19 protein-coding genes are annotated in these 25,485 nt (G+C 51.8%); all 19 read left to right on the top strand.

The window, feature by feature from the left end:
- Positions 1-6: 6 nt before the first annotated feature.
- The 19 genes from tssC (at position 7) to GNG29_RS12215 (ending at position 25,441) form a co-directional block, all read left to right on the top strand.
- Complete coding sequence (tssC, locus tag GNG29_RS12300) at positions 7-1,542, top strand: type VI secretion system contractile sheath large subunit (RefSeq protein ID WP_156654637.1); 1,536 nt, start codon at positions 7-9, stop codon at positions 1,540-1,542.
- A 13-nt stretch (positions 1,543-1,555) separates the two neighbouring features.
- Positions 1,556-2,896 (top strand): type VI secretion system baseplate subunit TssK, encoded by a 1,341-nt coding sequence (gene tssK, locus GNG29_RS12295; RefSeq protein ID WP_156654636.1) that lies wholly within the window; start codon positions 1,556-1,558, stop codon positions 2,894-2,896.
- Entirely contained in the window at positions 2,893-3,546 is a 654-nt protein-coding gene (tssL, locus tag GNG29_RS12290; RefSeq protein ID WP_156654635.1) for a type VI secretion system protein TssL, short form, read from the top strand. The genes tssK and tssL overlap by 4 nt, the downstream gene beginning before the upstream one ends.
- Positions 3,547-3,549: 3 nt before the next feature.
- Positions 3,550-5,274, top strand: coding sequence for an OmpA family protein (locus GNG29_RS12285; protein WP_156654634.1), 1,725 nt, complete (start codon positions 3,550-3,552; stop codon positions 5,272-5,274).
- 5 nt (positions 5,275-5,279) lie between these two features.
- Positions 5,280-5,771 (top strand): type VI secretion system effector Hcp, encoded by a 492-nt coding sequence (gene hcp / locus GNG29_RS12280; protein WP_103179849.1) that lies wholly within the window; start codon positions 5,280-5,282, stop codon positions 5,769-5,771.
- Between the two features lie 170 nt (positions 5,772-5,941).
- The gene (gene tssH / locus GNG29_RS12275; RefSeq protein ID WP_156654633.1) at positions 5,942-8,584 is read left to right on the top strand and encodes a type VI secretion system ATPase TssH; all 2,643 of its coding nucleotides are present in this window, start codon (positions 5,942-5,944) and stop codon (positions 8,582-8,584) included.
- Positions 8,581-9,141 carry a type IV secretion protein Rhs gene (locus GNG29_RS12270; RefSeq protein WP_156654632.1) on the top strand — a complete coding sequence of 187 codons (561 nt, stop codon included), beginning with the start codon at positions 8,581-8,583 and terminating at the stop codon, positions 9,139-9,141. Before tssH ends, GNG29_RS12270 begins: the two co-directional genes overlap by 4 nt.
- Positions 9,135-9,659, top strand: coding sequence for a putative T6SS immunity periplasmic lipoprotein (locus GNG29_RS12265; RefSeq protein ID WP_197431804.1), 525 nt, complete (start codon positions 9,135-9,137; stop codon positions 9,657-9,659). Before GNG29_RS12270 ends, GNG29_RS12265 begins: the two co-directional genes overlap by 7 nt.
- A gap of 18 nt (positions 9,660-9,677) precedes the next feature.
- A complete protein-coding gene (locus tag GNG29_RS12260) occupies positions 9,678-12,200 on the top strand; it encodes a type VI secretion system Vgr family protein (protein ID WP_156654631.1) in 2,523 nt (840 codons plus the stop codon).
- Positions 12,201-12,214: 14 nt separating this feature from the next.
- The gene (locus GNG29_RS12255; RefSeq protein ID WP_156654630.1) at positions 12,215-14,461 is read left to right on the top strand and encodes an ATPase; all 2,247 of its coding nucleotides are present in this window, start codon (positions 12,215-12,217) and stop codon (positions 14,459-14,461) included.
- Positions 14,462-14,464: 3 nt separating this feature from the next.
- On the top strand, positions 14,465-15,445 hold the full coding sequence (locus GNG29_RS12250) for an SUMF1/EgtB/PvdO family nonheme iron enzyme (protein ID WP_156654629.1): 981 nt from the start codon (positions 14,465-14,467) through the stop codon (positions 15,443-15,445).
- A gap of 194 nt (positions 15,446-15,639) precedes the next feature.
- Entirely contained in the window at positions 15,640-16,617 is a 978-nt protein-coding gene (locus tag GNG29_RS12245) for an SUMF1/EgtB/PvdO family nonheme iron enzyme (RefSeq protein ID WP_103179843.1), read from the top strand.
- A gap of 30 nt (positions 16,618-16,647) precedes the next feature.
- Complete coding sequence (locus GNG29_RS23450) at positions 16,648-16,782, top strand: hypothetical protein (protein ID WP_256443757.1); 135 nt, start codon at positions 16,648-16,650, stop codon at positions 16,780-16,782.
- Positions 16,783-16,794: 12 nt separating this feature from the next.
- Positions 16,795-17,763, top strand: coding sequence for an SUMF1/EgtB/PvdO family nonheme iron enzyme (locus GNG29_RS12240; protein WP_231736511.1), 969 nt, complete (start codon positions 16,795-16,797; stop codon positions 17,761-17,763).
- A 196-nt stretch (positions 17,764-17,959) separates the two neighbouring features.
- Complete coding sequence (locus GNG29_RS12235) at positions 17,960-18,940, top strand: SUMF1/EgtB/PvdO family nonheme iron enzyme (RefSeq protein ID WP_103179841.1); 981 nt, start codon at positions 17,960-17,962, stop codon at positions 18,938-18,940.
- A gap of 92 nt (positions 18,941-19,032) precedes the next feature.
- Entirely contained in the window at positions 19,033-20,115 is a 1,083-nt protein-coding gene (locus tag GNG29_RS12230; protein ID WP_231736506.1) for an SUMF1/EgtB/PvdO family nonheme iron enzyme, read from the top strand.
- A gap of 472 nt (positions 20,116-20,587) precedes the next feature.
- Positions 20,588-20,845: a PAAR domain-containing protein gene (locus tag GNG29_RS12225; RefSeq protein WP_156654628.1), complete on the top strand. Its 258-nt coding sequence runs from the start codon at positions 20,588-20,590 to the stop codon at positions 20,843-20,845.
- A 3-nt stretch (positions 20,846-20,848) separates the two neighbouring features.
- A complete protein-coding gene (locus GNG29_RS12220) occupies positions 20,849-22,027 on the top strand; it encodes a hypothetical protein (protein WP_156654627.1) in 1,179 nt (392 codons plus the stop codon).
- 21 nt (positions 22,028-22,048) lie between these two features.
- Positions 22,049-25,441 carry an ImcF-related family protein gene (locus GNG29_RS12215; protein WP_156654626.1) on the top strand — a complete coding sequence of 1,131 codons (3,393 nt, stop codon included), beginning with the start codon at positions 22,049-22,051 and terminating at the stop codon, positions 25,439-25,441.
- The last annotated feature ends 44 nt before the right edge of the window (positions 25,442-25,485 follow it).

Here is a 25,485-nt window from a genome sequence, read left to right as displayed (position 1 = left end):
ATGCTGATGTCTTTAAATACTGAAAATGGCTCTGCTCAGGGGCAAACTACTGTACTGGAAAAAGAGGGTGTTTACGCCTCTCTGTTTGAAAAAATCAATCTGACCCCAGCCTCCAGCCTGGGCGATATTAATACGTTTCTGGATGACGCCGCGCTGGCTGATGCGTCAGCAGGTGAACGTCTGACTGCGGCGATGCAGGTGTTTATGGACTGCATCCGCCGTTCCGGACAACAGGTGGAAAAGCTCGACAAAACGTTGATTGACCACCATATCGCAGAACTTGATTTTCAGATCAGCCGCCAGCTCGATGCGGTGATGCACCATACCGAATTCCAGAAAGTGGAATCCCTGTGGCGTGGCCTGAAGCAGCTGGTGGATAACACAGACTATCGCCAGAATGTGAAAACCGAAATTCTGGATGTTTCAAAAGACGCTCTGCGCCAGGACTTTGAAGACGCGCCGGAGCTCATTCAGAGCGGGCTTTACTGGCACACCTATACAGCTGAATACGACACCCCGGGCGGTGAACCGATTGGCTCGGTGATATCGGCTTATGAGTTTGACGCCAGCCCGCAGGACGTGGCGCTACTACGCAACATCTCCAAAGTATCTGCCGCAGCGCATATGCCGTTTATCGGCTCCGTCGGTCCGAAGTTCTTCCTGAAAGAGTCGATGGAAGAGGTGGCTGCGATCAAAGATATCGGCAACTACTTCGACCGCGCCGAGTACATCAAGTGGAAATCGTTCCGCGACACCGACGACGCCCGCTATATCGGCCTGGTAATGCCGCGGGTGCTGGGGCGTCTGCCGTATGGTCCGGACACCGTACCGGTGCGCAGCTTCAACTACGTTGAGCAGGTGAAAGGCCCGGATCACGAAAAATACCTGTGGACCAGCGCGTCATTCTCCTTCGCCTCCAACATGGTGAAGAGCTTTATCAACAACGGCTGGTGCGTGCAGATCCGTGGTCCGCAGGCGGGCGGGGCGGTGAAAGATCTGCCGATCCACCTGTACGATCTCGGCACCGGCAACCAGGTGAAGATCCCGTCTGAGGTGATGATCCCGGAGACCCGCGAATTTGAGTTTGCGAATCTCGGTTTCATCCCGTTGTCGTACTACAAAAACCGCGACTACGCCTGCTTCTTCTCGGCGAACTCAGCCCAGAAACCGGCCCTGTACGATACTGCCGATGCGACGGCCAACAGCCGCATCAACGCGCGCCTGCCGTACATCTTCCTGTTGTCACGCATTGCCCACTATCTGAAGCTGATTCAGCGCGAAAACATCGGGACCACGAAAGATCGCCGTCTGCTGGAGCTTGAGCTCAACACCTGGGTGAAAGGTCTGGTCACTGAAATGACCGATCCGGGCGATGAACTGCAGGCTTCTCACCCGCTGCGCGACGCAAAAGTGGTGGTGGAAGACATTGAGGACAACCCGGGCTTCTTCCGCGTGCGACTGTACGCCGTGCCACACTTCCAGGTGGAAGGTATGGACGTGAATCTGTCGCTGGTGAGCCAGATGCCGAAAGCGAAAGCATAAGGCGGGAGCAGGGATGAAAATTTATCGTCCGCTGTGGAGCGACGGGGCTTTCCTGGCCCCCCAACAGTTTCAGCAGCAGGCCCGCTGGGATGCACACGTTGCAGATACTGTTGCACGAATGGCGCTGGCGCACCCCTGGGGTGTGCTGTGCGCTGAGTTTGACGACAGCGCACTGGCGCTTTCCCGGCTCAATGCCACCCGTCTGATCGTACGCTTTGCTGACGGGACGCTGGTCGACACGGATCTCGCGGATAACCTGCCACCGGTCTGTGATATATCCGCGGTGGTGCAGGAGAGTATGGAGGTGCTGCTGTGCCTGCCATTGCTCAGCGCGAACGGCGGTAATCTGGATGACGGGCGCGACAGTGCCCGTCCGCGCCGCTGGCAGGCAGAACGGGTGACGGTACAGGAGCTTGCCGGACATGAGCGCAGCGATCTGGCTGTACTGCGTCATTCGATGACGCTGCGGCTGTCCACCCAGGAAAACAGCGCTTATCTGACCTGCCCGGTGGCGAGGCTGATCCGCAACGCCCAGGGACAGTGGGTGCGCGATCCCAGCTTTATCCCGCCGTTGCTGTCGCTGGATGCCAGTCCCGTGCTAAACGGTGATCTCAGGGATCTTCTGCACCGCCTGTCGGCCCGACGTAAGCGACTGATGGCAATGCGACGCGAAAGTAATGAGCGGATGGCGGACTTTGCCGTGGCGGATGTGTCGCTGTTCTGGCTACTTCATGCCCTGAACAGTACCGAACCCGTACTGACAGAGTTGCACCAGTCACCGTCTCGTCATCCTGAACTGTTGTACCGGGAGCTGGCGAGGCTGGCGGGCAGTCTGCTGACCTTTTCACTTGAGCATAACGCTGACGATATTCCGCTTTACCGGCATGATGCGCCAGAACAAGTCTTTCCGCCGCTGTTTACCCTACTGGACAATCTTCTGGAGGCCAGTTTGCCGTCGCGGGTTGTTGCTATCGCGCTGGAGCAGGGCGATGACAGGGAGATCTGGCGTGGCAAGCTGCTCGATGCGCGATTGCGTGAAGGAGCGGATTTTTATCTCTCCGTGCGCTCTTCCATGCCAAACCACGAACTGCAGACCCGCTTCCCGCAGCTTTGTAAAGCTGGTAGCCACGATGATGTTTCCGAGGTGGTGAATATCGCCCTGAGCGGAATGGTGATTAAACCGCTGAGTCACGTCCCTGCGGCGATACCGCTGCGTCTTGAGAACCAGTATTTTGCGCTGGATCTGTCCACAGATGCGGCCCGCGCCATGCTGGAGGCAGGCAACTGCACCTTCTATACACCCGAATCGCTGGGTGAGATAAAACTTGAACTGTTTGCGGTGCTGCGCTCATGAATACCTCTGATACCGAATTGATAAATAGAACTTTTTATCCTGGCTGGCTGATGGTCAGTCAATTACGTAGTGGTCAGGAAATCAAGGACGGCGAAGCGCTCTACCGCCGCGCTTGCCGGTGGGTGAACGATGCCCGTGAGTCTCTGGCGCAGGCCGGGTACAGTGAAACGAGCAGTGAGCGGATGCTGTATGCCTACTGCGCTCTGCTTGATGAAAGCGTGCTCAACCGCGATAAACAGGATGATGGTTATCGTAAATGGCGGAAGGACCCGCTGCAGGCCCGTTTTTTCAGCACCCTGAATGCGGGTGAAGAACTGTGGGAACGTATTCGGACCATCCTGCGCGAGCCCGCGCCGGACGTGGCGGTGCTGACCTGCCTGTACCGCACTCTGCAACTGGGCTTTGTCGGTCAGTACCGGGCGCAGGACGATGAAAGGCGTGAGGATGTGGTGCGCGCGCTCAGCGAGCGGGTTCCGCCGTTTACTCTTACGCAGGACGCGCCTGTTATTGTCAGGGCATCCGGCCTGCGTAGCGGACGCTGGATTTACTGGCTCGGTTGGGCGACAGGCATTGTGGTGCTGGCGGCGTTGTGGCTGACGTTCTCCTCTGTGCTGGCGCAGATGGTGTCGCAAATAGCCGGGCGGGGATAAGGGATGCGTGAATTTCCCCGTGTGTTGCTGACCATGTTTGCAACAGTTCTGGCGCTGTGGCTGGTGATGGGTTACTGGCCACTTTCCCGTGGAAGCCGGTTTGCATTTTGCCTCGGTATTTCATTGATTTGCGTTGCGATGCTGTGGAGTCAATGGCGACGGTTTCAGCACGATAATGAAGTCAGCCCACATCCTGAAGAGAACCTCCTGCCGCCGGAAGAGTTTAAGGGTGCGGTGATAGTGGTCTGTGGTGATACCGCTTCCCTGTTTCCTGCGGAAACGGTATATCGTGAAACGCGTCAGGGCTGGTATCTGCGGGCAGAGAGTATAGAACAACTGCCGTTGCTGGCGCAGCGCCTGTCTACCATGCGCCCGGCACTGGTGCCACAGGTCTCCATACTGCTGGCGGTGACACCGGAACAGCACAATGCGGAAGAGACACTGGCGCAGTCCCTGACGGGCTGGCGACGGAGCATTGCGCAGTGCCGGGGCTGGCTGAACGGACTGCCACCCGTATGGAGTGTGGTTTGGATATCACCGCCGGACGGTGGGTCTCCTGAAAACGGGAGCTGGTTTACCGTGACACCGGACTTACCGGGTATCCGGGTACGGCAGAATAACCATGTCCCGCTCCCGGTTGATGACTGGCAGCGGGAGGCGTCAGACAACACCTCGCGCTTCTGTCAGGCGCTCTGGCTGGACAGCGTGCTGGCCCTGACTGAGCGTCATGTGATCCGTCCGCTCGGGAGCCGACAGGGAGAGCTGCCGGCTTTGAAATTCTGTGCCGCCGGTATCTGCCTGGCGCCAGTCACCGCCGTTGCGAACAATCTCTGGCAGCAACAGATAACGGAAACCACCACGCTCTCTCCGGCTTGCGTTCCTAAGCCTGTGCCGGAGGTTCTCTCCCTCCCGGATGTTCTTCTACCGTATTTGCCGCACCGTCAGGGCATCAGCCGCCGAATGCAGGATATAGGTCTGGCAGCTGGTATCTGTTTTGTGTTCATCGTACTGGCGATGCTGGCGTCTTTTATTAACAACCAGCGCCTTGTGCGTAGCGTTGGCGACCATCTTGCCGTTTATCACCGCCTCAGCGGCACGCCAGTCGCGCCAAAACAGCAGGCGCAACACCGTCTTCGCGCCGACAGCCACCAGCTGGATGACTGGCAGCGTCGCGGTGAACCGCCGCGCTACGGGTTGGGGCTGTACCAGGGCATGCATCTGATACCACTTGTGGAAGCGGCCATTAATGACTGGGCGCCGCCGCCACCGCCACGTCCGGTGATAAAGAAAATAGTGCAGGGGCCGCAGACCATCCGCCTCGACAGTATGTCTCTCTTTGACACCGGCAAATGGGCGCTGAAACCCGGATCTACCAGGCTACTGGTGAACTCCCTGGTCGGGATTAAGGCGAAGCCCGGCTGGCTTATCGTGGTGGCGGGCCATACCGACAGCGTGGGTGATGAAAAATCCAACCAGTCGCTTTCCTTGAAACGCGCCGAATCCGTTCGCGACTGGATGCGCGACACCGGCGACGTGCCGGAGAGCTGTTTTGCGGTGCAGGGCTACGGCGAAAGCCGACCCGTCGCCACCAACGACACGACAGAAGGCCGCGCGCTTAATCGCCGTGTCGAAATCAGTCTGGTACCGCAGGCAAATGCCTGTCAGTTACCGGGCAACACCCCTGCGTCATCTCAGGATGATGACGTATCAAAAAATGAAATGGAGTAATTAACATGGCAATTCCAGTTTATCTGTGGCTGAAGGATGACGGCGGCGCGGACATTAAAGGTTCCGTAGACGTGAAGGACCGTGAAGGCAGCATCGAGGTGGTCGCTCAGGAGCACAATCTGTACATCCCGACCGACAATAACACCGGCAAGCTGACCGGCACGCGTATCCACACCCCGTTCCTGTTCACCAAGGAAATCGACTCCTCCAGCCCGTACCTCTACAAGGCTGTGACCACCGGTCAGACCTTGAAGTCTGCGGAATTCAAGTGGTACAAAATCAACGATGCGGGTCAGGAAGTGGAGTACTTCAACACGAAACTTGAGAACGTGAAGGTGGTGAAGGTCAACCCGCTGATGCACGACATCAAGGATCCCTCCAAAGAGAAACACAACCATCTGGAACAGATTGAGCTGCGCTACGAAAAAATCACCTGGACCTATAAAGACGGCAACATCATTCATTCCGATTCCTGGAATGAACGCGCTACTGCCTGATTTCCTGAGCAGACGGTTCTCCGTCTGCTTTTTTTGCTGAGTACCTGGTCCTCCGGGTATTCAGCAAAGAAAAACACAATCTGCCAGCCTGACCGAATGCGCTTTGGGTTCCTTAAATGAGGAAAAGCGACGGGCGGTAGCGTGTCCGGAACTGATAAAGAGAGAATCTCATGGAAAATCCAGCCATCCTGTTACGTCGTCTTAATCCTTACTGTGCCCGTGCGATGGAGGGCGCTGCCTCCCTGTGCCAGACCCGGTCCCATGCGGAAATCTTGCCTGAGCACTGGCTGCTGAAACTGCTGGAGCAGGGCGAGGGCGATCTGACGGTACTGGCGCGGCGCTATGAATGGGATATGGACGCCATCTGGCAGGATTTGCTGGTGTTCATGGATTCACTGCCGCGCTCAGTGCGCAGCCGTCCGCAGCTTTCGGACGCGGTGCAGTTGTTAATGCAAGATGCCTGGCTGCGCGCCTCGCTGGCAGGGGAGGAGCACATTCGCAGCATTCACCTGCTGATGGCGCTGGTGGAAAAACAGAATCTGGCCCGCTGCGATGGTCTGTGGCCGCTGTTAACGCTGGCCCAGAGTCAGCTGGAGCGTTTACGTCCATTGCTGGATGCGCAGTCGGACGAGCGACCGGAGGTGCAGCAGGAGGCTGAGATGACGCAGGGCGGTGAGGTGGAATTTATCGGCCGGCCGGTTGATGCCGGTGTAAAAGAAGGGGAACTGAATCCGGCCCTGCAGAACGCGTTGGATAAGTTCACCCTCGACGTCACCGCCCGCGCTCGCGAGGGTAAAATCGACCCGGTGTTTGGCCGGGATAATGAAATCCGCCAGATGGTGGACATTCTCTCAAGACGCCGCAAGAACAACCCGATTCTGGTAGGCGAGCCGGGTGTCGGCAAGACCGCGCTGGTGGAGGGGCTGGCGCTGCGCATTGCGGAAGGCAATGTGCCGGATGCGCTTAAACCTGTTTCGGTGCGCACCCTTGACCTTGGCCTGCTACAGGCGGGTGCAGGTGTGAAGGGTGAGTTCGAACAGCGGCTGAAAAACATCATAGACGCGGTGCAGCAATCGCCACTGCCGGTTCTCCTTTTCATTGACGAGGCCCACACCATTATCGGCGCAGGCAATCAGGCGGGCGGGGCGGATGCAGCCAACCTGCTGAAACCGGCCCTGGCCCGCGGTGAACTGCGCACCATCGCCGCCACCACCTGGAGCGAGTACAAGCAGTACTTCGAACGCGATGCTGCCCTGGAGCGCCGCTTCCAGATGGTTAAGGTTGACGAGCCGGACGACGACGCCGCCTGCCTGATGCTCCGGGGGCTAAAATCCCGCTATGCACAGCACCACGGGGTGCACATTACGGATGAGGCGGTCAAGGCTGCCGTCACTCTCTCCAGGCGCTATCTGACAGGCCGCCAGCTGCCGGACAAGGCGGTGGACCTGCTGGACACCGCCTCGGCGCGTATCCGCATGAGCCTTGACACCGTGCCGGAGCCGCTAACCCGGATGAAGGCACAGCTCACGGCCCTGGCGATGGAAAAGCAGGCGCTGCTGGAGGATATGGCGATGGGTAGCGCCACCCATGGAGAGCGCCTGGCCGCCATCGAACAGGACGAAATCAACATTATCCTGCAGCTCGACGCGCTGGAAACGCAGTACGGCCAGGAGCTGAAACTCACAGAAGAACTGCTCGCCTGCCGCGCGGACATCTCCCGTCAGGCGGAGATTGCAGACCTGCAACAGCAACTGAGAGAAGTTCAGCAGGGTAACCCGTTGCTTGGGCTGGACGTGGACACGCGTACTGTCGCCACCGTCATTGCCGACTGGACCGGCGTGCCGCTCTCTTCATTAATGAAGGATGAGCAGACGGAACTGCTGAGTCTGGAAGCCAGTTTGAGCAAACGTGTGGTGGGCCAGGATGTGGCGCTGAACGCTATTGCGCAGCGCCTGCGCGCCTCAAAAACCGGGCTTGCGCCGGAGAACGGCCCGCAGGGTGTTTTCCTGCTGACCGGCCCAAGCGGCACCGGCAAAACCGAAACCGCTTTAGCGCTTGCCGATGAACTGTTTGGCGGCGAGAAATCCCTTATCACCATCAACCTTTCCGAGTACCAGGAGCCGCACACCGTCTCCCAGCTCAAGGGATCGCCTCCGGGCTACGTCGGCTACGGCCAGGGCGGCATCCTCACCGAAGCGGTACGCAAGCGTCCATACAGCGTGGTGCTGCTGGACGAAGTGGAAAAGGCGCACCGGGACGTGATGAACCTGTTCTATCAGGTCTTTGACCGCGGTTTTATGCGTGACGGCGAGGGGCGGGAAATCGACTTCCGTAACACGGTGATTTTGATGACTTCCAACCTCGGCAGCGACCCTATCATGCAGATGCTGGACGAACAGCCGGAGGTCACTGAAGGTGACCTGCATGAACTGCTGCGCCCGTTGCTGCGCGACCACTTCCAGCCCGCATTGCTGGCGCGTTTCCAGACCGTGATTTACCGTCCGCTGGCACAAGCCGCAATGCGCAGCATCGTCGGTATGAAGCTGGCACAGGTGAGCACACGTCTGCAACGACACTACGGAATGACGACTGAGATCGGCGAAAGCCTGTATGACGCGCTGACCGCCGCCTGCCTGCTGCCGGACACCGGGGCGCGCAATATCGACAGCCTGCTTAACCAGCAGATACTGCCGGTGCTGAGCCGGCAATTGCTAACGCATATGGCGGCGGGGCAAAAGCCACGGCACCTGATCCTTGGCTGGGATGAAGAGGAGGGGATTGTGATTGAGCTACGACAGGAAGGTGAGCAATGACCATCCATGATAAAAAAAAGAATGCTAATCAAAAAGAAGAGAAAGAAGGAACGCTGCGGTTACTGACTTCAGGTGAGATTGCGCTGGCGAAGTCGGTATTCAGATCGACGATCCCATACCATAAGGTTTGGATCCATCATGACAGCTATCTTCCCTTTGGGCTACAGAACAAAAATACGGCTATGGCACCAAATGGAGAAATTTATTTCCGTGAGCATTACCGGGAAGATTATTCGCTCAGTGTTCCTTTCTATAAACATATGTTTATTCATGAAATGGTTCATGTCTGGCAGCGGGAAAAGGGAATGAATGTCATCGGTCGGGGACTGGTGAGCTGGGCGGTGAGTTATCGTTATGTTTTGGATGGACGACTCTTAAGTGAATATCCTATGGAACAGCAGGCACAGATTATCTCTGACCATTTTATTCTGCTTTCGGAGGGATACACAAAATGGTGTGGGCTCCGGGATCATCATGTCATTACACTTGATGGAAATATCAGTGAGCCGGTGCTTGAGAAGCAGTATGAAAATACGTTGCGGGGGTTTCCATGGTAAGCATGATCCGGCAACATTATTTTTCAGCCTTTTTTTTATTATTCTGTCTCCCTGTGCTTACTGGTTGTCCTGGAGACCGATGGCGATTCGACGAAGAAACAACAGTCAGTACAAGAGGAGGAGATATCTGTTTTGCTATACCGGATGCAGAGGATTATCAACCGGTAAATATTGCTATTAATCCGCGCGGGATGCTACCACGTGAAAAGAAAATTATCTTTCTCCCACCCCTCAGGGTAGAAAAGGGTCAGTTATGCCTTCCTCCCTCTTTCTATCATTTTCCGGAAAAAGGGCAGTTCATCATTTCCTATGTACTGCAATCAAAACGCCATAAAGACACGCCACGAAGAATGGTCTCTGGAGTGGAAATTAGCCGTGGGTGCATTTTCAATATTCCTCTTACGGATATGGAGATAATACGGCCCTATAGCGAAATGAAAAATACTGATATTACGCCTGTTCAGGGCAACCATGCTGGATCCTGTGAATACCCCTATACCTCAGATCCTCTTAATTAAATTCATGGAATGAAAATAATGACTTTAAAAGACTCTCTGCAAAACGCTCTTGCGACGCCGGGAACCCTGAACCGTTATCGCCTTGATATTCCCTCCTGTACCTGGCCGCTGGATGTTGAAGAGTTCAGTGGTATGGAAGGGATGAGCCGGATATACGCCTATGACATCATATTTACCAGCACTAACAGGCAGCTTGACGCCAGCGAGTTTTTACGCAAACCCGCAACCCTGACGATTGGGGCCGGGTTACTGGAGGTGTTGCCTGAGCAAAAAAAGGTCCACGGCGTCATCACGGATTTCAGACGTATCTCCGGCTCTGCCGACCAGACGCTGTACCGGATCACCCTGAAACCTTTTATATCCTTGCTGGACAGGCAGTTCCGCTCCCACCGTTTCTTTGTCAATAAATCAGTGCCGGACGTGGTGGAGCTGATACTGCAGGAGCACGGTCTGCACGGCTGGGAATATGAATTTAATCTTAAACAAAACTACCCGAAGCGTGAGCAGATAAACCAGTACCAGGAGAGCGATCTGGCTTTCATCCAGCGTCTGCTGGCTGAGGTGGGGATTTTTTATTTCTTCACCTTGCAGGAAGACGCACAGAGCGAGGTAGTGCATTTTGCCGATGCGCAGCGGTCGCTGATGTTTGGCAAAACCCTGCCAGTCAACAGCCCGTCCGGGATGAGCGACAACGGTGCTGAATCGGTGTGGGGACTGAATGTTACCCATAATGTGGTGGAAGCCAGTGTCACAGCCCGGGATTACAACCACCGCGATGCACAGAGCATATTGCAGTCTGCGCCTGCGGATATGACCCGTGGGGACGGCGAAGGGGTGACTTATGGCGATGCCTATCACTACCGTCTACGTCATCTTGCGCGTGGCGACAAAATCGACCCGCAGGCGGAGACTGCCAACTTTTATGCCCGCCTCGATCATGAACGTTTTCTGGCAGACCAGTCGCAAATTACAGGCCACAGCACTGCGGCGTGGCTGGCTCCCGCTCAGGTTCTGACCATTACCGACAATTTGCCTCCAACCCTGCCAGCTCTATTACAGGAACCGGTGCTGCTCATCAGCACGCATTTTACCGCCAGCCGCAAGAGCGCTCTTCAGGTAGATATTTTTGGCGTGCCATACAGCGAAACGGTGTGCTGGCGTCCGCCGCTGCTGCCGCGTCCCAAGGTGACGGGCACCATGACGGCGCGCGTCACCAGCGCTAAAGCCAATGATATCTATGCCTGGCAGGATGCCTCCGGCCTGTACCGGGTGAAATTCGATGCTGACCGGGACGGTAAGGCGCAGGGGCAGGAGAGCATGCCGGTGCGTCTCGCCAAACCTTACGGTGGCGACGTGTACGGCTTCCACTTTCCACTGATCCAGGGAACGGAGGTGGCGATCGCGTTCCATGAGGGCGACCCTGACAGGCCGTATATCGCCCATGCGCTGCATGATTCACGCCATGTTGACCACGTAACCGAGAAGAACAGCACGCGCAATGTGATCCGCACGCCGACGAATAACAAGTTGCGGATGGAGGACAAGCGCGGCGAGGAGCATATCAAGCTCAGCACAGATTACGGCGGCAAGACTCAGCTGAACCTGGGGCATAATGTGGATGCGTCGAGGAGATTACGAGGAGAAGGCGCTGAGCTGCGCACCGATGACTGGGTCACAATAAGAGGGGGGAAAGGGATCTTTCTCAGTGCCGATGCTCAGCCGAAAGCACAGGGACAGATGTTGGATATGAACGCGGCGATCGCTCAGTTACAAGGTGCGTTGCAACTGGTGACAGCGCTAGCGCAGAGTGCGAGTGTATCAGGTACGCTGGCAGCCGATACAGCTTCTCAACAGCAGCTTGGTAGTATGCTTGCACAGTTAAAAGATGCGGGGCTACTGGCTTCCGCTCCGGCGGGTATTGGTCTGGTTACACCGAAAAATATTCAGCTTTCCGCAGGCCATACTCTGACCGCGACAGCGGGTGGGAATGCGGATATAAGTATAATTAAGAAGTTTACTGTTGCGGCAGGTGAAGCTATCAGTCTGTTTGCCCAGAAAATGGGAATGAAGTTATTTGCCGCCAAAGGTACCGTGGATATTCAGGCACAGACCGGTGCTCTGCGTCTTCAATCTAATAAGACAATGAACATTAATAGTGTCAGTAGTGAAATTGTACTGAACGCTGCTCAGGGTATTACGCTGACCAGTAAAGGTGGGGCGTATATCAAAATCAAAGATGGCTCGGTGGAAATTGGTGCACCAGGTAAAATAAATCTAAAAAGTGCAAATATTTTATGGGGAGGCAGTGCTTCATTAGAACAGGCACTTTCTCCAGTATCGGTTAGCGATCCTGAATTTCATAATCCGATGAATGGGGGGGTCAGGATTCTGGATACATCCACTAAACAGCCTAAGCCTTATGTGCCTTACCGTATCGAAACTGCGGACGGAAAACTTATCCGGGGAGTGACGGATGAAAATGGCATAACACAATCTCATTATGGCCTCGATCCAGACTCAATTAATTTGTTTTTTGAGTAAAGGGACTGACAAAAATGAACGGAAAAAGTGAACCTGTAGCACAAAATACACTAAGCAAGAAAAATGGTAATGCTGTGGATGTGTACCACGCTTCTGCCACTGTTTATTTTAGACCGGATACTGAAGAACTGATAATCCTTGCTGAAGAGGCCTGCGATGATTTTGATCGTCACTGGGGTGAGTTACTGTCAGCAGTGAATGATGTACATGAGGCTGGTAAGGCCTACTCTTCAGCTGTTGAAAATTATGGCAATGCATTCAGTACCCCTTCCGAAAACGCTGCGGAATTTGAGCTTGAGGACAGTGCTACAACGCAGCAAAAAATTCTGGATGAGAAAAAAGCTGCGTTGCGGGACAAACTGGGAGACTTCACTCCGGCAGGCTATGAGACCGTTGTCGAACTGATACCGGTTATTACAAAGAAGAAGCACGGGCGGCGCTCCGGCCCCGGTAGTAAATATGTGTACGTAAAAAAGGGATACTACGACCAGTTGGGAGCCGGAAAGAAACATACCGTTTCACTCAAGGCAAAAGACAAAGCCTCTGCTGCCGAAAGCATTTTTATTTATGATAAAAACGGTAACCGGAAAGGTATTGATACCCAAAAGCTAAAAGGACAGCTCACGAAAGCAGAATTTCCGAAACCTGATACCAGTATTGAGTTATTCAGCCTGGATAAAGAAGATATCGGAGAAATCGATAAAACGCTGACAGACTGGGCGGATTGCTGGAATAATAGCCTGATTGTTGACGGGAAAGAAATTGGTAATCATGTTGATGTGTCTGCCGGTGCACAATTCATGCGCTTTACTGCCAACGCTGGTGCCAGCGGAGAATGGGATGCCAAAGATGGAAAGTTATCTATAAAAGGAGAAGCTTCCGCTGTTCTTGCTATTGCACAAGGCTCTGCCAGTGCAACCTATTACCTTCCTGACCGCGTGGGCTGGCCGCTGGCGTACACACCTGAAAACGCTGATATTCTGAATATGGGCATGCTTCGCCTGTATTTAGAAACCGAACTGATTGGATTTGTTGGTGCCTCTGCCCAGATAGAAAGCCAGTTACAGGTCACCACAATTGGTGCAAAACAGATTCTGATGGGAAAACGCGATCCCGAAAATACCCTTCCTCGTTTTAATGAGCGTCGTATTTCCGGCAAGACATTCCACAAGAAGATGAAGGAAGGCGATGAAGGTGTAACCAGCAGCGCCGAGCTATTTGGCGGGGCGAAAGTAGAAGCTGGTCTGAAGGGCGGTGTTCAGTGGTTAAAGCCTGTTGCCGCGACAGCATACCAGGGAAAAATGGGAGAGGGGGCAAAAGCTGCCGCTGAATACGTTGATTTTTGTACCATAGGCTCCAGCATTACCGGTATGGCTGGCCTGGGGGGAGGGGCAACCTTTTATTGTACATTCTTGAACGGTAAGTTTTGCTTTAAAATCGCAGCCAGCCTGTGTTGTGGTCTTGGAGCCAAAGGGGCTTTTTTATGCGAGGTGGGTTACGAAAAGCTGGCAGATTTCGGTGCCTGGCTGGCCTATCAGCTATATGGGCTGGATTATCATTTCTTAGAATTGATTGTTGATACAGCGTTTGAAACATATAGTCAACTATGTGTCATGCTTCTCTCGGATATGAAAGAAAAGGTTATTCAGATGCTTGATACAGCTGAAACGGCGGCCAGCACTATTAGTGATATCTTTGATACATTTCAGAAAGGTATGACTGATGGACTCAATGCATCTTCAAAGCGAAACCAATTTGCAAAAGAATTAAACACCAGACCTGAAAAGTTATTGAATTTCACTCCCGAAGCAAAGGGGAACTTATTGTATTTGCTTACCCGCCACGGTTTCTGGGATCATATTGATATTAACAATCGAGGTGATGGCTTCATTCCTGATATTTATCATGACCGCAAGAAAGCCATTATCAATATTCTGTCCAGTATCCAGACCAGACGTGAATGGACAAAAGTGATGACCCACTGTTCGAAGGATGGAACGGATCTGGCGTTGTCGCATCCGATGAGTGAGGACGCACTGGTAGCCTGGCAGGAATCTGAGCTTCGGACCTTTTTACAGGAAGGCCTGAACCGTGATGATGAGCTGGACATCATTAAGTCCCGCATTCGTGCTCAGGTCGCGTGGGGCTACGCTCTGGCAATGAACAATACCTACGATTATAAACTGGCGCAGGGTACTAACCCGTTATATCCCCGGATGGGGGAATTTGGCCCGCTCTCTGATCATCAGGCACTGGCCTGAGGAATGATATCTGTGAAAAAATTACTTGTCATAATAACGTCTGTGTTGTTGTTAACTGGCTGTGATAAACCTGAGTCACCGAAAAATGATAAGAAGGTGAGCCAGGCAGAATTAAATGATTTTATTAAAGATATAAAAGCAAACCTCGTTTTTGTCGACGGTGGTGATTTTGAAATGGGTGACTTTGGCGAGAAGCTATATGGCGGTCAGATTGATCCTTATCCGGACAGCAAACCCCTGCACAGGGTGGAACTGACCAGTTACTCAATGAGCAAGTTCAAAATCAGCAACCGGGATTATCACCTGTTTCTGGATTACCATCACCGGCCGATAAGAATCGTTTCTGATGCATTAAAGGATAAATGGGCAGAATATAACAGTACGCCCGGAACACCCGCCAGAATTGACTGGTATGAGGCGGCAGATTACTGCGCCTGGCTGGGAAAAATGACGGGCCTGCCTTTCTCCCTGCCAACCGAAGCGCAGTGGGAGTACGCCGCCCGAAGCCGCGGACAATTTGTGGTTTTACCGACCAATACGGGCAAAGCAGACATTGAATTTCACAGCGGCGGGAAAAACAGGGGCATCAATCTTGGTACTGAATTTGACAGGGAACAATATGCTTTAAAAAGTGGGACCCACCTAAGGTTCTACTCCAGTTTACCGGGTGATGCTTTTCCGCCCAACCCTCTTGGTATCTACGACATGGCCGGAAACGGCTTCGAGTGGGTCACCGACTGGTATGATCCTGATTATTATAAAAACTCACCCACAAAGGATCCTCAGGGACCTGAAAAACCTGAGTTCAAATACAAAGGAAAGGGATATCAGAAAGTGGCGAGGTCTTCAGACACCTATAATGGAATAGTTGGTTCAACAGTTGGGCGTACTTTTCGTTCACCGCATGTTCCTGAAGACAGTATAGTTTTACCTAACCAAACTGCACGTTGTGTGGTCAACTCTCCCGTTTCCGTCAATAACTAGTTTTTACAGAAAAGCCTGAACCGTGATGATGAACCGGACATCATTAAGTCCCGCATTCGTGCTCAGGCCGCGTGGGCTACACACTGGCAATGAACAATACCTACGATTATAAACTCGCGCAGGGCACTAACCCGTTATATCCCCGGATGGGGGAATCTGGCCCGCTCTCTGATCATCAGGCACTGGCCTGAGGAATGATATCTGTGAAAAAATTACTTGTCATAATAACATCTGTGTTGTTGTTAACTGCTTGTGATAAACCGGAATCACCGAAAAATGATAAAAAGGTGAGCCAGGCAGAACTAAATGATTTTATTAAAAATATAAAAACAAACCTGGTTTTTGTCGACGGTGGTGATTTTGAAATGGGGGACTTTGGCGAGAAGCTATATGGCGGTCAGATTGACCCTTATCCGGACAGCAAACCCCTGCACAGGGTGGAACTGACCAGTTATTCAATGAGCAAGTTCAAAATAAGTAATAGTGATTTTGATTTTTATATTCTTTATAATTATTTAACGAAGAGAGCAGTCACCAAAGCTTATAAAAAAATGTGGTCTGATTTTAATTCGACGCCTCAAACACCAGCTCAAATTGACTGGTATGAGGCGGCAGATTACTGCGCCTGGCTGGGGAAAATGACGGGCCTGCCTTTCTCCCTGCCAACCGAAGCGCAGTGGGAGTACGCCGCCCGAAGCCGCGGACAATTTGTGGTTTTACCCACCAATACGGGCAAAGCAGACATTGAATTTCACAGCGGCGGAAAAAACAGGGGCATCAATCTTGGTACTGAATTTGACAGGCAACAATATGCCTTAAAAAGTGGAACCCATCTGAGGTCTTACTCCAGCTTACCGGGTGATGCTTTTCCACCCAACCCTCTTGGTATCTACGACATGGCCGGAAACGGCTTCGAATGGGTCAGCGACTGGTATGATCCTGATTATTATAAAAACTCACCCACAAAGGATCCACAGGGGCCTGAAAAACCTGAGTTCAAATACAAAGGAAAGGGATATCAGAAAGTGGCGAGGTCTTCAGACACCTATAATGGAATAGTTGGTTCAACAGTTGGGCGTACTTTTCGTTCACCTAAAGTGACAGATGGAGACTTTCCCGGAAATATGACCGCGCGATGTGTAATTAATTCGCCTGTTCCCGTTAATCAATAATATTTCAATAAGAGGCGCTGGATCATGATAATGGCTCATGCCACGTGGGGCTACGCTCTGGCAATGAACAATACCTACGATTATAAACTGGCGCAGGGTACTAACCCGTTATATCCCCGGATGGGGGAATTTGGCCCACTCTCTGATAATCAGGCACTGGCCTGAGGAGTGATATCTGTGAATAAATTACTTAGCATAATAATATCTGTGTTGTTGTTAACTGCTTGTGATAAACCGGAATCCTCGAAAAATGATAAAAAGGTGAGCCAGGCAGAACTAAATAACTTTATTAAAAATATAAAAACAAACCTGGTTTTTGTCGAAGGCGGTGATTTTGAAATGGGGGACTTTGGCGAGAAGCTATATGGCGGTCAGATTGACCCTTATCCGGACAGCAAACCCCTGCACAGGGTGGAACTGACCAGCTACTCAATGAGCAAATTCAAAATCAGCAACCGGGATTATCACCTGTTTCTGGATTACCATCACCGGCCTGTAAGAGACGTTCGTGATGCATTAAAAGATAAATGGGCAGAATATAACAGTACGCCCGAAACACCCGCCAGAATTGACTGGTATGAGGCGGCAGATTACTGCGCCTGGCTGGGGAAAATGACGGGCCTGCCTTTCTCCCTGCCAACTGAAGCGCAGTGGGAGTACGCCGCCCGAAGCCGCGGACAATTTATGGTTTTACCCACCAATACGGGCAAAGCAGACATTGAATTTCACCGCGGAGGAAAAGATCGTGGAATAAACATAAGTACCAGTTACGATCGAAAATTATTCGCAAGAAAGAATAATACGCATCTTGAAGAATTATCAAATGTACCGGGTGATGCTTTTCCGCCCAACCCCCTTGGTATCTACGATATGACCGGAAACGGCTTCGAATGGGTCAGCGACTGGTATGATCCTGATTATTATAAAAACTCACCCACAAAGGATCCTCAGGGACCTGAAAAACCTAAATTCGAATATGACGGAAAGGGATATCAGAAAGTCATGAGATCTTCTAACAGCTATAACGGAATAACAGGTTCTACAGTGGGACGAACCTTTCGTTCTCCTCGTGTTCCGGAAGACAGTATTCCACCCAGTCAAACAGCACGTTGTGTGGTCAACTCTCCCGTTTCCGTCAATAACTAGTTTTTTACAGAAAGGCCTGAACCGTGATGATGAGCTGGACATCATTAAGTCCCGCATTCGTGATCAGGTTGCGTGGGGCTACGCTCTGGCAATGAACAATACCTATGATTATAAACTGGCGCAGGGCACTAACCCGTTATATCCCCGGATGGGGGAATTTGGCCCACTCTCTGATAATCAGGCTCTGGTCTGAGGAATGATATCTGTGAATAAATTACTTGTCATAATAACGTCAGTGTTGTTGTTAACTGCTTGTGATAAACCGGAATCATCGAAAGATGATAAAGGCGTTAGCCAGGCGGAATTAAATGATTTTATTAAAGATATAAAAGCAAACCTCGTTTTTGTCGAAGGTGGTGATTTTGAAATGGGTGACTTTGGCGGGCTGATTTTTGGTCAGCAAATAGATCCTGACTCTGATAGCAAGCCTTTGCACAAAATTGAATTGAATGGATTTTCAATAAGTAAGCTTAAAATCACAAATAAAGAGTATGATTTTTATTTAGCCAGTAAGGGGTTAAAGCGAAGGGAGGTCAAAAAAAGCTTGCAAAAATGGTATGATGACTTAAATGCAACACCAAATACGCCTGCACATATAGATTGGTATGAAGCGGAAAGTTATTGTAATTGGTTAGGTGAAATTACCAAAAAACCATTTTCCTTACCTACCGAAGCTCAATGGGAATATGCTGCAAGAAGCCGTGGGAAATTTCTTAGTGTAGCGACAAATACAGGAAAGGCGGAAGTTGAACATCGTATTGGAGGAAAGGATAAAGGTATAAATATAGCTACTAGCTTTGACAGGGAATCGTACTCAAAGAAAGTAAAAAATATTCTTGGTTCCGCTTCAAGTTTGCCAGGTGATCATTTTCCTCCGAACCCGCTAGGAGTATATGATATGTCTGCGAATGGTTATGAATGGGTTAAAGACTGGTACGATCCAGATTATTACAAAAATTCCCCATCAAAGGATCCTCAAGGGCCGACTCATCCGACCTATAAATATAAAAACGATGGCTACCAGAAAGTTGTTCGCTCCTCTGATCGCTATAACGGAATTGTTGGTTCTGTTGTGGACAGATCCTTCAGACATCCAAGAATTACAGAAAATGATTATTTTCTGGGGGATATGACTGCAAGATGTGTTGTTAACACTCCTATTATCGTCAATGACTAAGGTTTTTACAGAAAGGCCTGAACCGTGATGATGAGCTGGACATCATTAAGTCCCGCATTCGTGATCAAGTCGCGTGGGGCTATGCTCTGGCAATGAATAATACCTACGATTATAAACTGGCGCAGGGCACTAACCCGTTATATCCCCGGATGGGTGAATTTGGCCCACTCTCTGATCATCAGGCACTGGCCTCAGGAATGATATCTGTGAAAAAATTACTTAGCATAATAATATCTGTGTTGTCGTTAACTGGTTGTGATAAACCTGAATCACCGGAAAATGATAAAAAGGTGAGCCAGGCAGAACTAAATAACTTTATTGAAGATATAAAAACAAACCTCGTTTTTGTCGAAGGCGGTGATTTTGAAATGGGGGATTTTGGCGAGAAGCTATATGGCGGTCAGATTGACCCTTATCCGGACAGCAAACCCCTGCACAGGGTGGAACTGACCAGTTACTCAATGAGCAAATTCAAAATCAGCAACCGGGATTATCACCTGTTTCTGGATTACGATCACCGGCCTGTAAGAGACGTTCGTGATGCATTAAAGGATGATTGGGCAGAATATAACAGTACGCCCGGAACACCCGCCAGAATTGACTGGTATGAGGCGACAGATTACTGCGCCTGGCTGGGGAAAATGACGGGCCTGCCTTTCTCTTTGCCAACTGAAGCGCAGTGGGAGTACGCCGCCCGAAGCCGCGGACAATTTATGGTTTTACCCACCAATACGGGCAAAGCAGACATTGAATTTCACAGCGGCGGAAAAAACAGGGGCATCAATCTTGGTACTGAATTTGACAGGGAACAATATGCCTTAAAAAGTGGGACCCACCTGAGGTCTTACTCCAGCTTACCGGGTGATGCTTTTCCGCCCAACCCCCTTGGTATCTACGATATGACCGGAAACGGCTTCGAATGGGTCAGCGACTGGTATAATCCTGATTATTATAAAAACTCACCCACAAAGGATCCTCAGGGACCTGAAAAACCTGAGTTCGAATACAAAGGAAAGGGATATCAGAAAGTCATGAGATCTTCAAACAGCTATAACGGAATAACAGGTTCTACAGTGGGACGAACCTTTCGTTCTCCTCGTGTTCCGGAAGACAGTATTCCACCCAGTCAAACAGCACGTTGTGTGGTCAACCTTTCTGAACCAGTCGAGCATTAATTTTGCAGGTAGATTTTTATGCATTCGTATTAATGACAAAACTCCCCTGGCGGAACCGTTCTTGAGCGAGTTCGGGTGTCAGGGACAGATCATTAAAAATTGTTTTATTGAACAGTGGTTTTTCTGGTTTATTAATCAGTTGCGCGAGCTGTGATCTGAGTCAATACCCGACAATCAAAGCGGGGATAAGTACAGGCCGAGTTGGTTTCAAGAAACAAGCGCAATGGGGAAGGCGCAAGGAGTTTAGTTTCGGAAAATCATGGGGAATAAAAACGGATGGTACGATTGGAGAACAACACTCTGATGAATTTAGTAACGCAGATAGAAAAACCCTGTTTCTGAGGTGATTAATAAATCCGGTTGGTGGATCGAAAAAAGCTTTGTTGGTAAGTATTGTTTCAATTTGGCTTGGTCGATTCTTATATTGATAGTCTTATTCGGGACGATGTATTTTCTGACATAAGGAGGGATTATGCATGGTGTTATTCGTATTTATGATAAAACTACCTATGGTGGCACCGTACTTGAAGGTAGTTCCGGTGTGAAATTTATGGGGCTGGAAGTAGCCTGCCTAATGGATAAAGTATTCTGTCCCGTACATGGCGAGACTTATATTATAGAGGGTGATGAAGGCTCAAAGATTAATGGAAAGCCAGTTGCTCTGCATGGTCATCGTTGTGGCTGTGGTTGTACGTTGATTTCTTCATTACCCAATGCCGGAAAGCGCTAATTTATGCCAGTTGATCTTAAACAAAACCCGAAGATGAAGCAGCTACCTCTTCCTCCGGATAAGTCGCGCTGGTTAATCGTAATTGCATTATGTGTGGTTGCGGGGGCAACACTGGCGCTTTATCTCTGGCCCAGGGGGCTATCCACGCATTCTGCCTGGTTCTGGTACTGTACGCTGGTGACCCCTTTTGCTTTTGGGCTGGCAGGTTACATTATCCGGTTGCGGCACTATGAGAACAAACGCGATGGCATACTTTGGTGGAATCATTTACATCAGAAACAGTATGACGAGCAAATTATTCTGGGTCAACGAGCAGTTGGCGTACTGGGAATGAGCTATGTTACACCGATTGCCAGTAACAAACTTGTTGTAGCGCTTTTACGAGGTGGGATAGCCCTTCAGACACAGTATTCTCTGACCCACCAGTCTGTGCTGACTACGGCCTCACTTTCTCCTCCATTAACAATATTCCGTGAAACAGGATATCAGTCACGGCTTGAGTCGTTACTTAAACATGTTGTCAGCCAACTGAATGCTGAGTTGCTTCAGTTTACCGGTAATCTGTCTGTCCGCCTTCTTCATGATGGCACGCTGGACAATGAACATATTCTCGATATCTGGCAAAAGATATTTCCGGCATCAGTTGCTGTACATAGAGTCAATATTGTTAAGCATAACGATGGAGTGATGTGGATAGATGAATGGCTTGACAGGAAAGATGCATCGCTTGTTCTTTCCATTGAGATCAATTTGTTTCTCCAGCCCCGCAATCAACAAGCGGAATCAGTATCTGCCCTATTGCTGGCATCTCCCTCATGGCTGGAGCGGCAGCACACAAAGCCGCAAATTTGGATACATCGTCCGGTTGTTGTTGATAGAAATGACGAATCTGTTACTGATGTGGCTTGCTGGGGAAAGATGACCCCCGATTCACCCTGGTATTTATGGCGCTCGCAGGTAAATGGCGATGTGCTGGTTAACCTTCAATCAATGGATAAGCAGGGCTATTTGAAAGGAAAGAAAGGAGAAATGATTTTGGATGATGTTTTTGGCAAACCGGGGACGGCTGTAGGCAACATCATGTTAATTTGCGCTTGTGAGCACGCTACTGTTTCAGGGTTGGCTCAATGGCTGATAGCTGACGCTAAAACCATACAAATGGTGATTGTCCGTCCCGCTTAATCTTACGCAAAGGAAAGCGATGTGAAAAAGAAAAAGCGCCTCAGTTCATGGTTAATTATCCTGCTGATTGTGGTCGTCGGTGGCTTTCTTATCTGGATTGAAAACCCTCTCGTTCATCTTATTACTACAGAGGAAAAACTGGCTTTATCGCTGGCTGTAGCTGGTGCTTGTTTATTTATTCTGTTCTTTGACGATGTATTTGCCCGGCTGGGGCAGTGGTTCATCTCACAGAGCTTTATCCAGCAACTCCGGGAATTGTCAGGCAAAAGACCTCATCGGGACGATTTATTATCTGCTCAAGTGGGCAAATACAATGAGGAGCTCAAGAGTATTCGTCTGTATCTTCGCCATATTTACGGTCGCACATGGTCACGCAAAACCCGTATTTTGCTCGTTACCGGAAGCGTGGCTGATATTGAGCGGCTCACCCCAAAACTCACGCAGGAACTCTGGCAGGAAGATCAGGGAACACTGTTGCTGTGGGGGGGTGATCCGGCGACCCATCTGGATTCCGACTGGCTGATTGCTCTACGTAAACTGCGCCGTCGCCCCGCGGACGGTATGGTTTGGGTGACGTCAGGTCTGGACAGACTGCCAGATATAGAGGGCAGCGCGAGTCCCGCACTCTCACTGGACACCATGGATTTACTATCCCATGCCCTGAGCCGCCGCTATGTAGTCTTGGGCTGGAAACTTCCCCTGTATGTCTGGTCGCTGCATTCCTGTTCCGGTGACCAGCCGGGACGCATCACTCAGCCAGTGGGCTGCCTGTTGCCCGCAAAATGCTCTCCGCAGACGCTCGCCGCACAACTGGCCGGATTGATACCGCACCTGACCGGGCAGGGGATACAGCAGGCATGCACTGACCCACAATATCATTTCCTGCTCAGCCTGGCCGACCAGCTTACCCGTAAACCGGAAACGGTAGCGGAGCCGTTATCAGTGCTGGTTAATCCGTACCGTCCGCTGCCGCTGGCCGGCGTGGTCTTCAGCCCGGCGACTGTCGGCGGTGAACGCAGCGTGAAACATCACTGGGGACGTGATAACCGCTGGGATATCATTCAGGATTCTGTTCTCTCTTTACCCGCTGGACTACAGGCGCAGAAAACGGGGTTTTCCTGGACGAAGGCATATGCCCTCACCGCTGCTGCTCTGCTCCTCCTTTGGGGCGCGTCGATGGCTGTCTCATTTATTGCCAACCGCAGTCTGGTGGCAACTGCGCATGAGCAACTGCAGAAGGCGTCGGCAGAAAAGCAGCCGCCGGTAGCACGTTTGCAGGCCCTGACTGAACTACAGAAGACCCTTGCCCGGCTGGAATACCGCTCACAGCACGGCGTACCCTGGTACACCCGTGGCGGCCTGAGCCAGAACAATGCTCTGCTGTCGGCACTCTATCCGCGCTACGGGGAACTGGCACAGCCGCTATTGCGCGATGCGGCTGCAAAGCATCTTCACCAGGAGCTGTATGCATTCGTGCAACTCCCTCCAGAAAGCCCGCTGCGAGAAAGGCTGGCAAAATCCGCTTACGATCAGTTAAAGCTGTACCTGATGCTCGCACGTCCGGAAAAAATGGACGCCGCGTGGTTCTCCGCCACGCTGATGCGTAACTGGCCGCAGCCTTCAGGCTCAACCAGCAGTATCTGGCAGGGCAGTGGGCCATCGTTGCTGGAATTTTACGGTGCCAGCCTTGCGTCACATCCTCAGTGGCGTCTGCATGCCGACGATATGCTGGTGAGCCAGGCTCGCACTCTGTTAATAGGCCAGATGGGGAGGCGCAACAGCGAGTCCACGCTCTACCAGAAGATGCTCGCGCAGGTGGCGAACCAGTATGCCAATATGCGTCTGGCGGACATGGCCGGTGACACAGACGCCGAGCGCCTGTTCACCACCGATGGGGTCGTACCGGGGATGTTTACCCTACAGGCCTGGGACGAAGCGGTACTGCCCGCCATCGATAAGATAGTAAAGGAACGTCGCGAAGAAATGGACTGGGTGCTGAGTGACAGCCAGCAACGCATGACGCATCAGGTCTCGCCGGAGGCGCTGAAACAACGCCTGACGGCACGCTATTTCGCGGATTACAGCGGCGCCTGGCTGGATTTTCTCAACAGCCTGCGGCTTCGAAAAACTGCCACCCTGTCAGATGCCATTGACCAACTCACCCTGATGGCGGATGTCCGTCAGTCTCCACTGGTGGCGCTGATGAATACTCTTAACGTTCAGGGACGCGCCGGAGAGACCGGTGAAGCGATAGCGGATTCACTGGTGAAATCCGCTAAACACCTTCTGGGCAGTGATAAACAGCCAGTCATTGACCAGAGCGGGGGTACGCACGGTCCACTGGATGCGACTTTCGGCCCCGTACTGGCATTGATGGTTAGCCGGGATGGTGGAACGCAAACCAGTAACCTGAATCTACAGACTTTTCTCACACGCGTTACCCAGGTTCGCCTGCGCCTTCAGCAGGTGACCAATGCTGCTGACCCGCAGGCGATGACCCAGGCACTGGCGCAGACCGTGTTTCAGGGTAAGGCGGTGGATTTAACCGAAACCCGCGATTACGGCAGTCTGGTGGCGGCGGGGCTCGGCCAGGAGTGGAGTGGTTTCGGGCAGACGGTATTTGTGCGTCCGATGGAGCAGGCCTGGCAACAGGTACTGACGCCTGCAGCAGAAAGCCTTAACTCGCAGTGGCAAAGTGCAGTGGTAAATGACTGGAATACGGCTTTTGGTGGACGATATCCGTTTAAAGATGCGAGCGGCGAGGTGTCGCTTCCTTTGTTGGCGAAATACCTTAATGCCGATTCCGGGCGTATCACCCGCTTTTTGCAGACCCGACTTAATGGCGTGCTCCATAAAGAGGGGAGTCACTGGGTACCGGACAGCATCAACGCTCAGGGCCTGACCTTTAATCCGGAATTCTTACAGGCAGTGGATACCCTGAGCCACATTTCTGATGTGGTGTTTACTCGAGGGGAGGCCGGGCTGTCGTTTGAGCTTCGCCCCGGTACGGCCGATGGCATTATGCAAACCACGCTGGTGATCGACAGCCAGAAGCTCACCTATATGAATCAGATGCCCACCTGGAAAAGGATTAACTGGCCTGCTGATACAGAGGGTCCAGGTGCGGCCCTCAGCTGGGTAAGCACCCAGGCCGGAACACGGCAGTATGCTGACATGTCCGGCGTCTGGGGTTGGATTCGCCTGCTTGATCAGGCCACCGTAAGTCGTTATGCCGGATCGGGAAGCAGCTGGAGTCTGAGCTGGCGAGCGCAGGACGGCAGGCCGTTGAACTATACCCTGCGAACCGAGGCTGGCGAAGGGCCGTTGGCGCTGCTGAAGTTACGTAACTTCACTCTTCCGAAAGCCATATTCAGCGTCAGGGCATCAGTAACTGGTTTACAGACAGAATGGTAAACTGCCGCGGCAGGATATTTCCAGCCAGGTCACCGGCCCGATTC

The sequence above is a fragment of the Leclercia sp. Colony189 genome (assembly GCF_009740165.1).
GTDB lineage: Bacteria > Pseudomonadota > Gammaproteobacteria > Enterobacterales > Enterobacteriaceae > Enterobacter.
Note: the sequence above shows the minus strand (reverse complement) of the source record. Positions and strands in the feature narration are given on the sequence as shown.

Bases quoted from the DNA above. Each gene is read 5' to 3' on its own strand.
- tssC (WP_156654637.1), top strand. From the start codon at position 7: ATGTCTTTAAATACTGAAAATGGCTCTGCTCAGGGGCAAACTACTGTA.
- tssK (WP_156654636.1), top strand. From the start codon at position 1,556: ATGAAAATTTATCGTCCGCTGTGGAGCGACGGGGCTTTCCTGGCCCCC.
- tssL (WP_156654635.1), top strand. From the start codon at position 2,893: ATGAATACCTCTGATACCGAATTGATAAATAGAACTTTTTATCCTGGC.
- GNG29_RS12285 (WP_156654634.1), top strand. From the start codon at position 3,550: ATGCGTGAATTTCCCCGTGTGTTGCTGACCATGTTTGCAACAGTTCTG.
- hcp (WP_103179849.1), top strand. From the start codon at position 5,280: ATGGCAATTCCAGTTTATCTGTGGCTGAAGGATGACGGCGGCGCGGAC.
- tssH (WP_156654633.1), top strand. From the start codon at position 5,942: ATGGAAAATCCAGCCATCCTGTTACGTCGTCTTAATCCTTACTGTGCC.
- GNG29_RS12270 (WP_156654632.1), top strand. From the start codon at position 8,581: ATGACCATCCATGATAAAAAAAAGAATGCTAATCAAAAAGAAGAGAAA.
- GNG29_RS12265 (WP_197431804.1), top strand. From the start codon at position 9,135: ATGGTAAGCATGATCCGGCAACATTATTTTTCAGCCTTTTTTTTATTA.
- GNG29_RS12260 (WP_156654631.1), top strand. From the start codon at position 9,678: ATGACTTTAAAAGACTCTCTGCAAAACGCTCTTGCGACGCCGGGAACC.
- GNG29_RS12255 (WP_156654630.1), top strand. From the start codon at position 12,215: ATGAACGGAAAAAGTGAACCTGTAGCACAAAATACACTAAGCAAGAAA.
- GNG29_RS12250 (WP_156654629.1), top strand. From the start codon at position 14,465: ATGATATCTGTGAAAAAATTACTTGTCATAATAACGTCTGTGTTGTTG.
- GNG29_RS12245 (WP_103179843.1), top strand. From the start codon at position 15,640: ATGATATCTGTGAAAAAATTACTTGTCATAATAACATCTGTGTTGTTG.
- GNG29_RS23450 (WP_256443757.1), top strand. From the start codon at position 16,648: ATGGCTCATGCCACGTGGGGCTACGCTCTGGCAATGAACAATACCTAC.
- GNG29_RS12235 (WP_103179841.1), top strand. From the start codon at position 17,960: ATGATATCTGTGAATAAATTACTTGTCATAATAACGTCAGTGTTGTTG.
- GNG29_RS12230 (WP_231736506.1), top strand. From the start codon at position 19,033: ATGAATAATACCTACGATTATAAACTGGCGCAGGGCACTAACCCGTTA.
- GNG29_RS12225 (WP_156654628.1), top strand. From the start codon at position 20,588: ATGCATGGTGTTATTCGTATTTATGATAAAACTACCTATGGTGGCACC.
- GNG29_RS12220 (WP_156654627.1), top strand. From the start codon at position 20,849: ATGCCAGTTGATCTTAAACAAAACCCGAAGATGAAGCAGCTACCTCTT.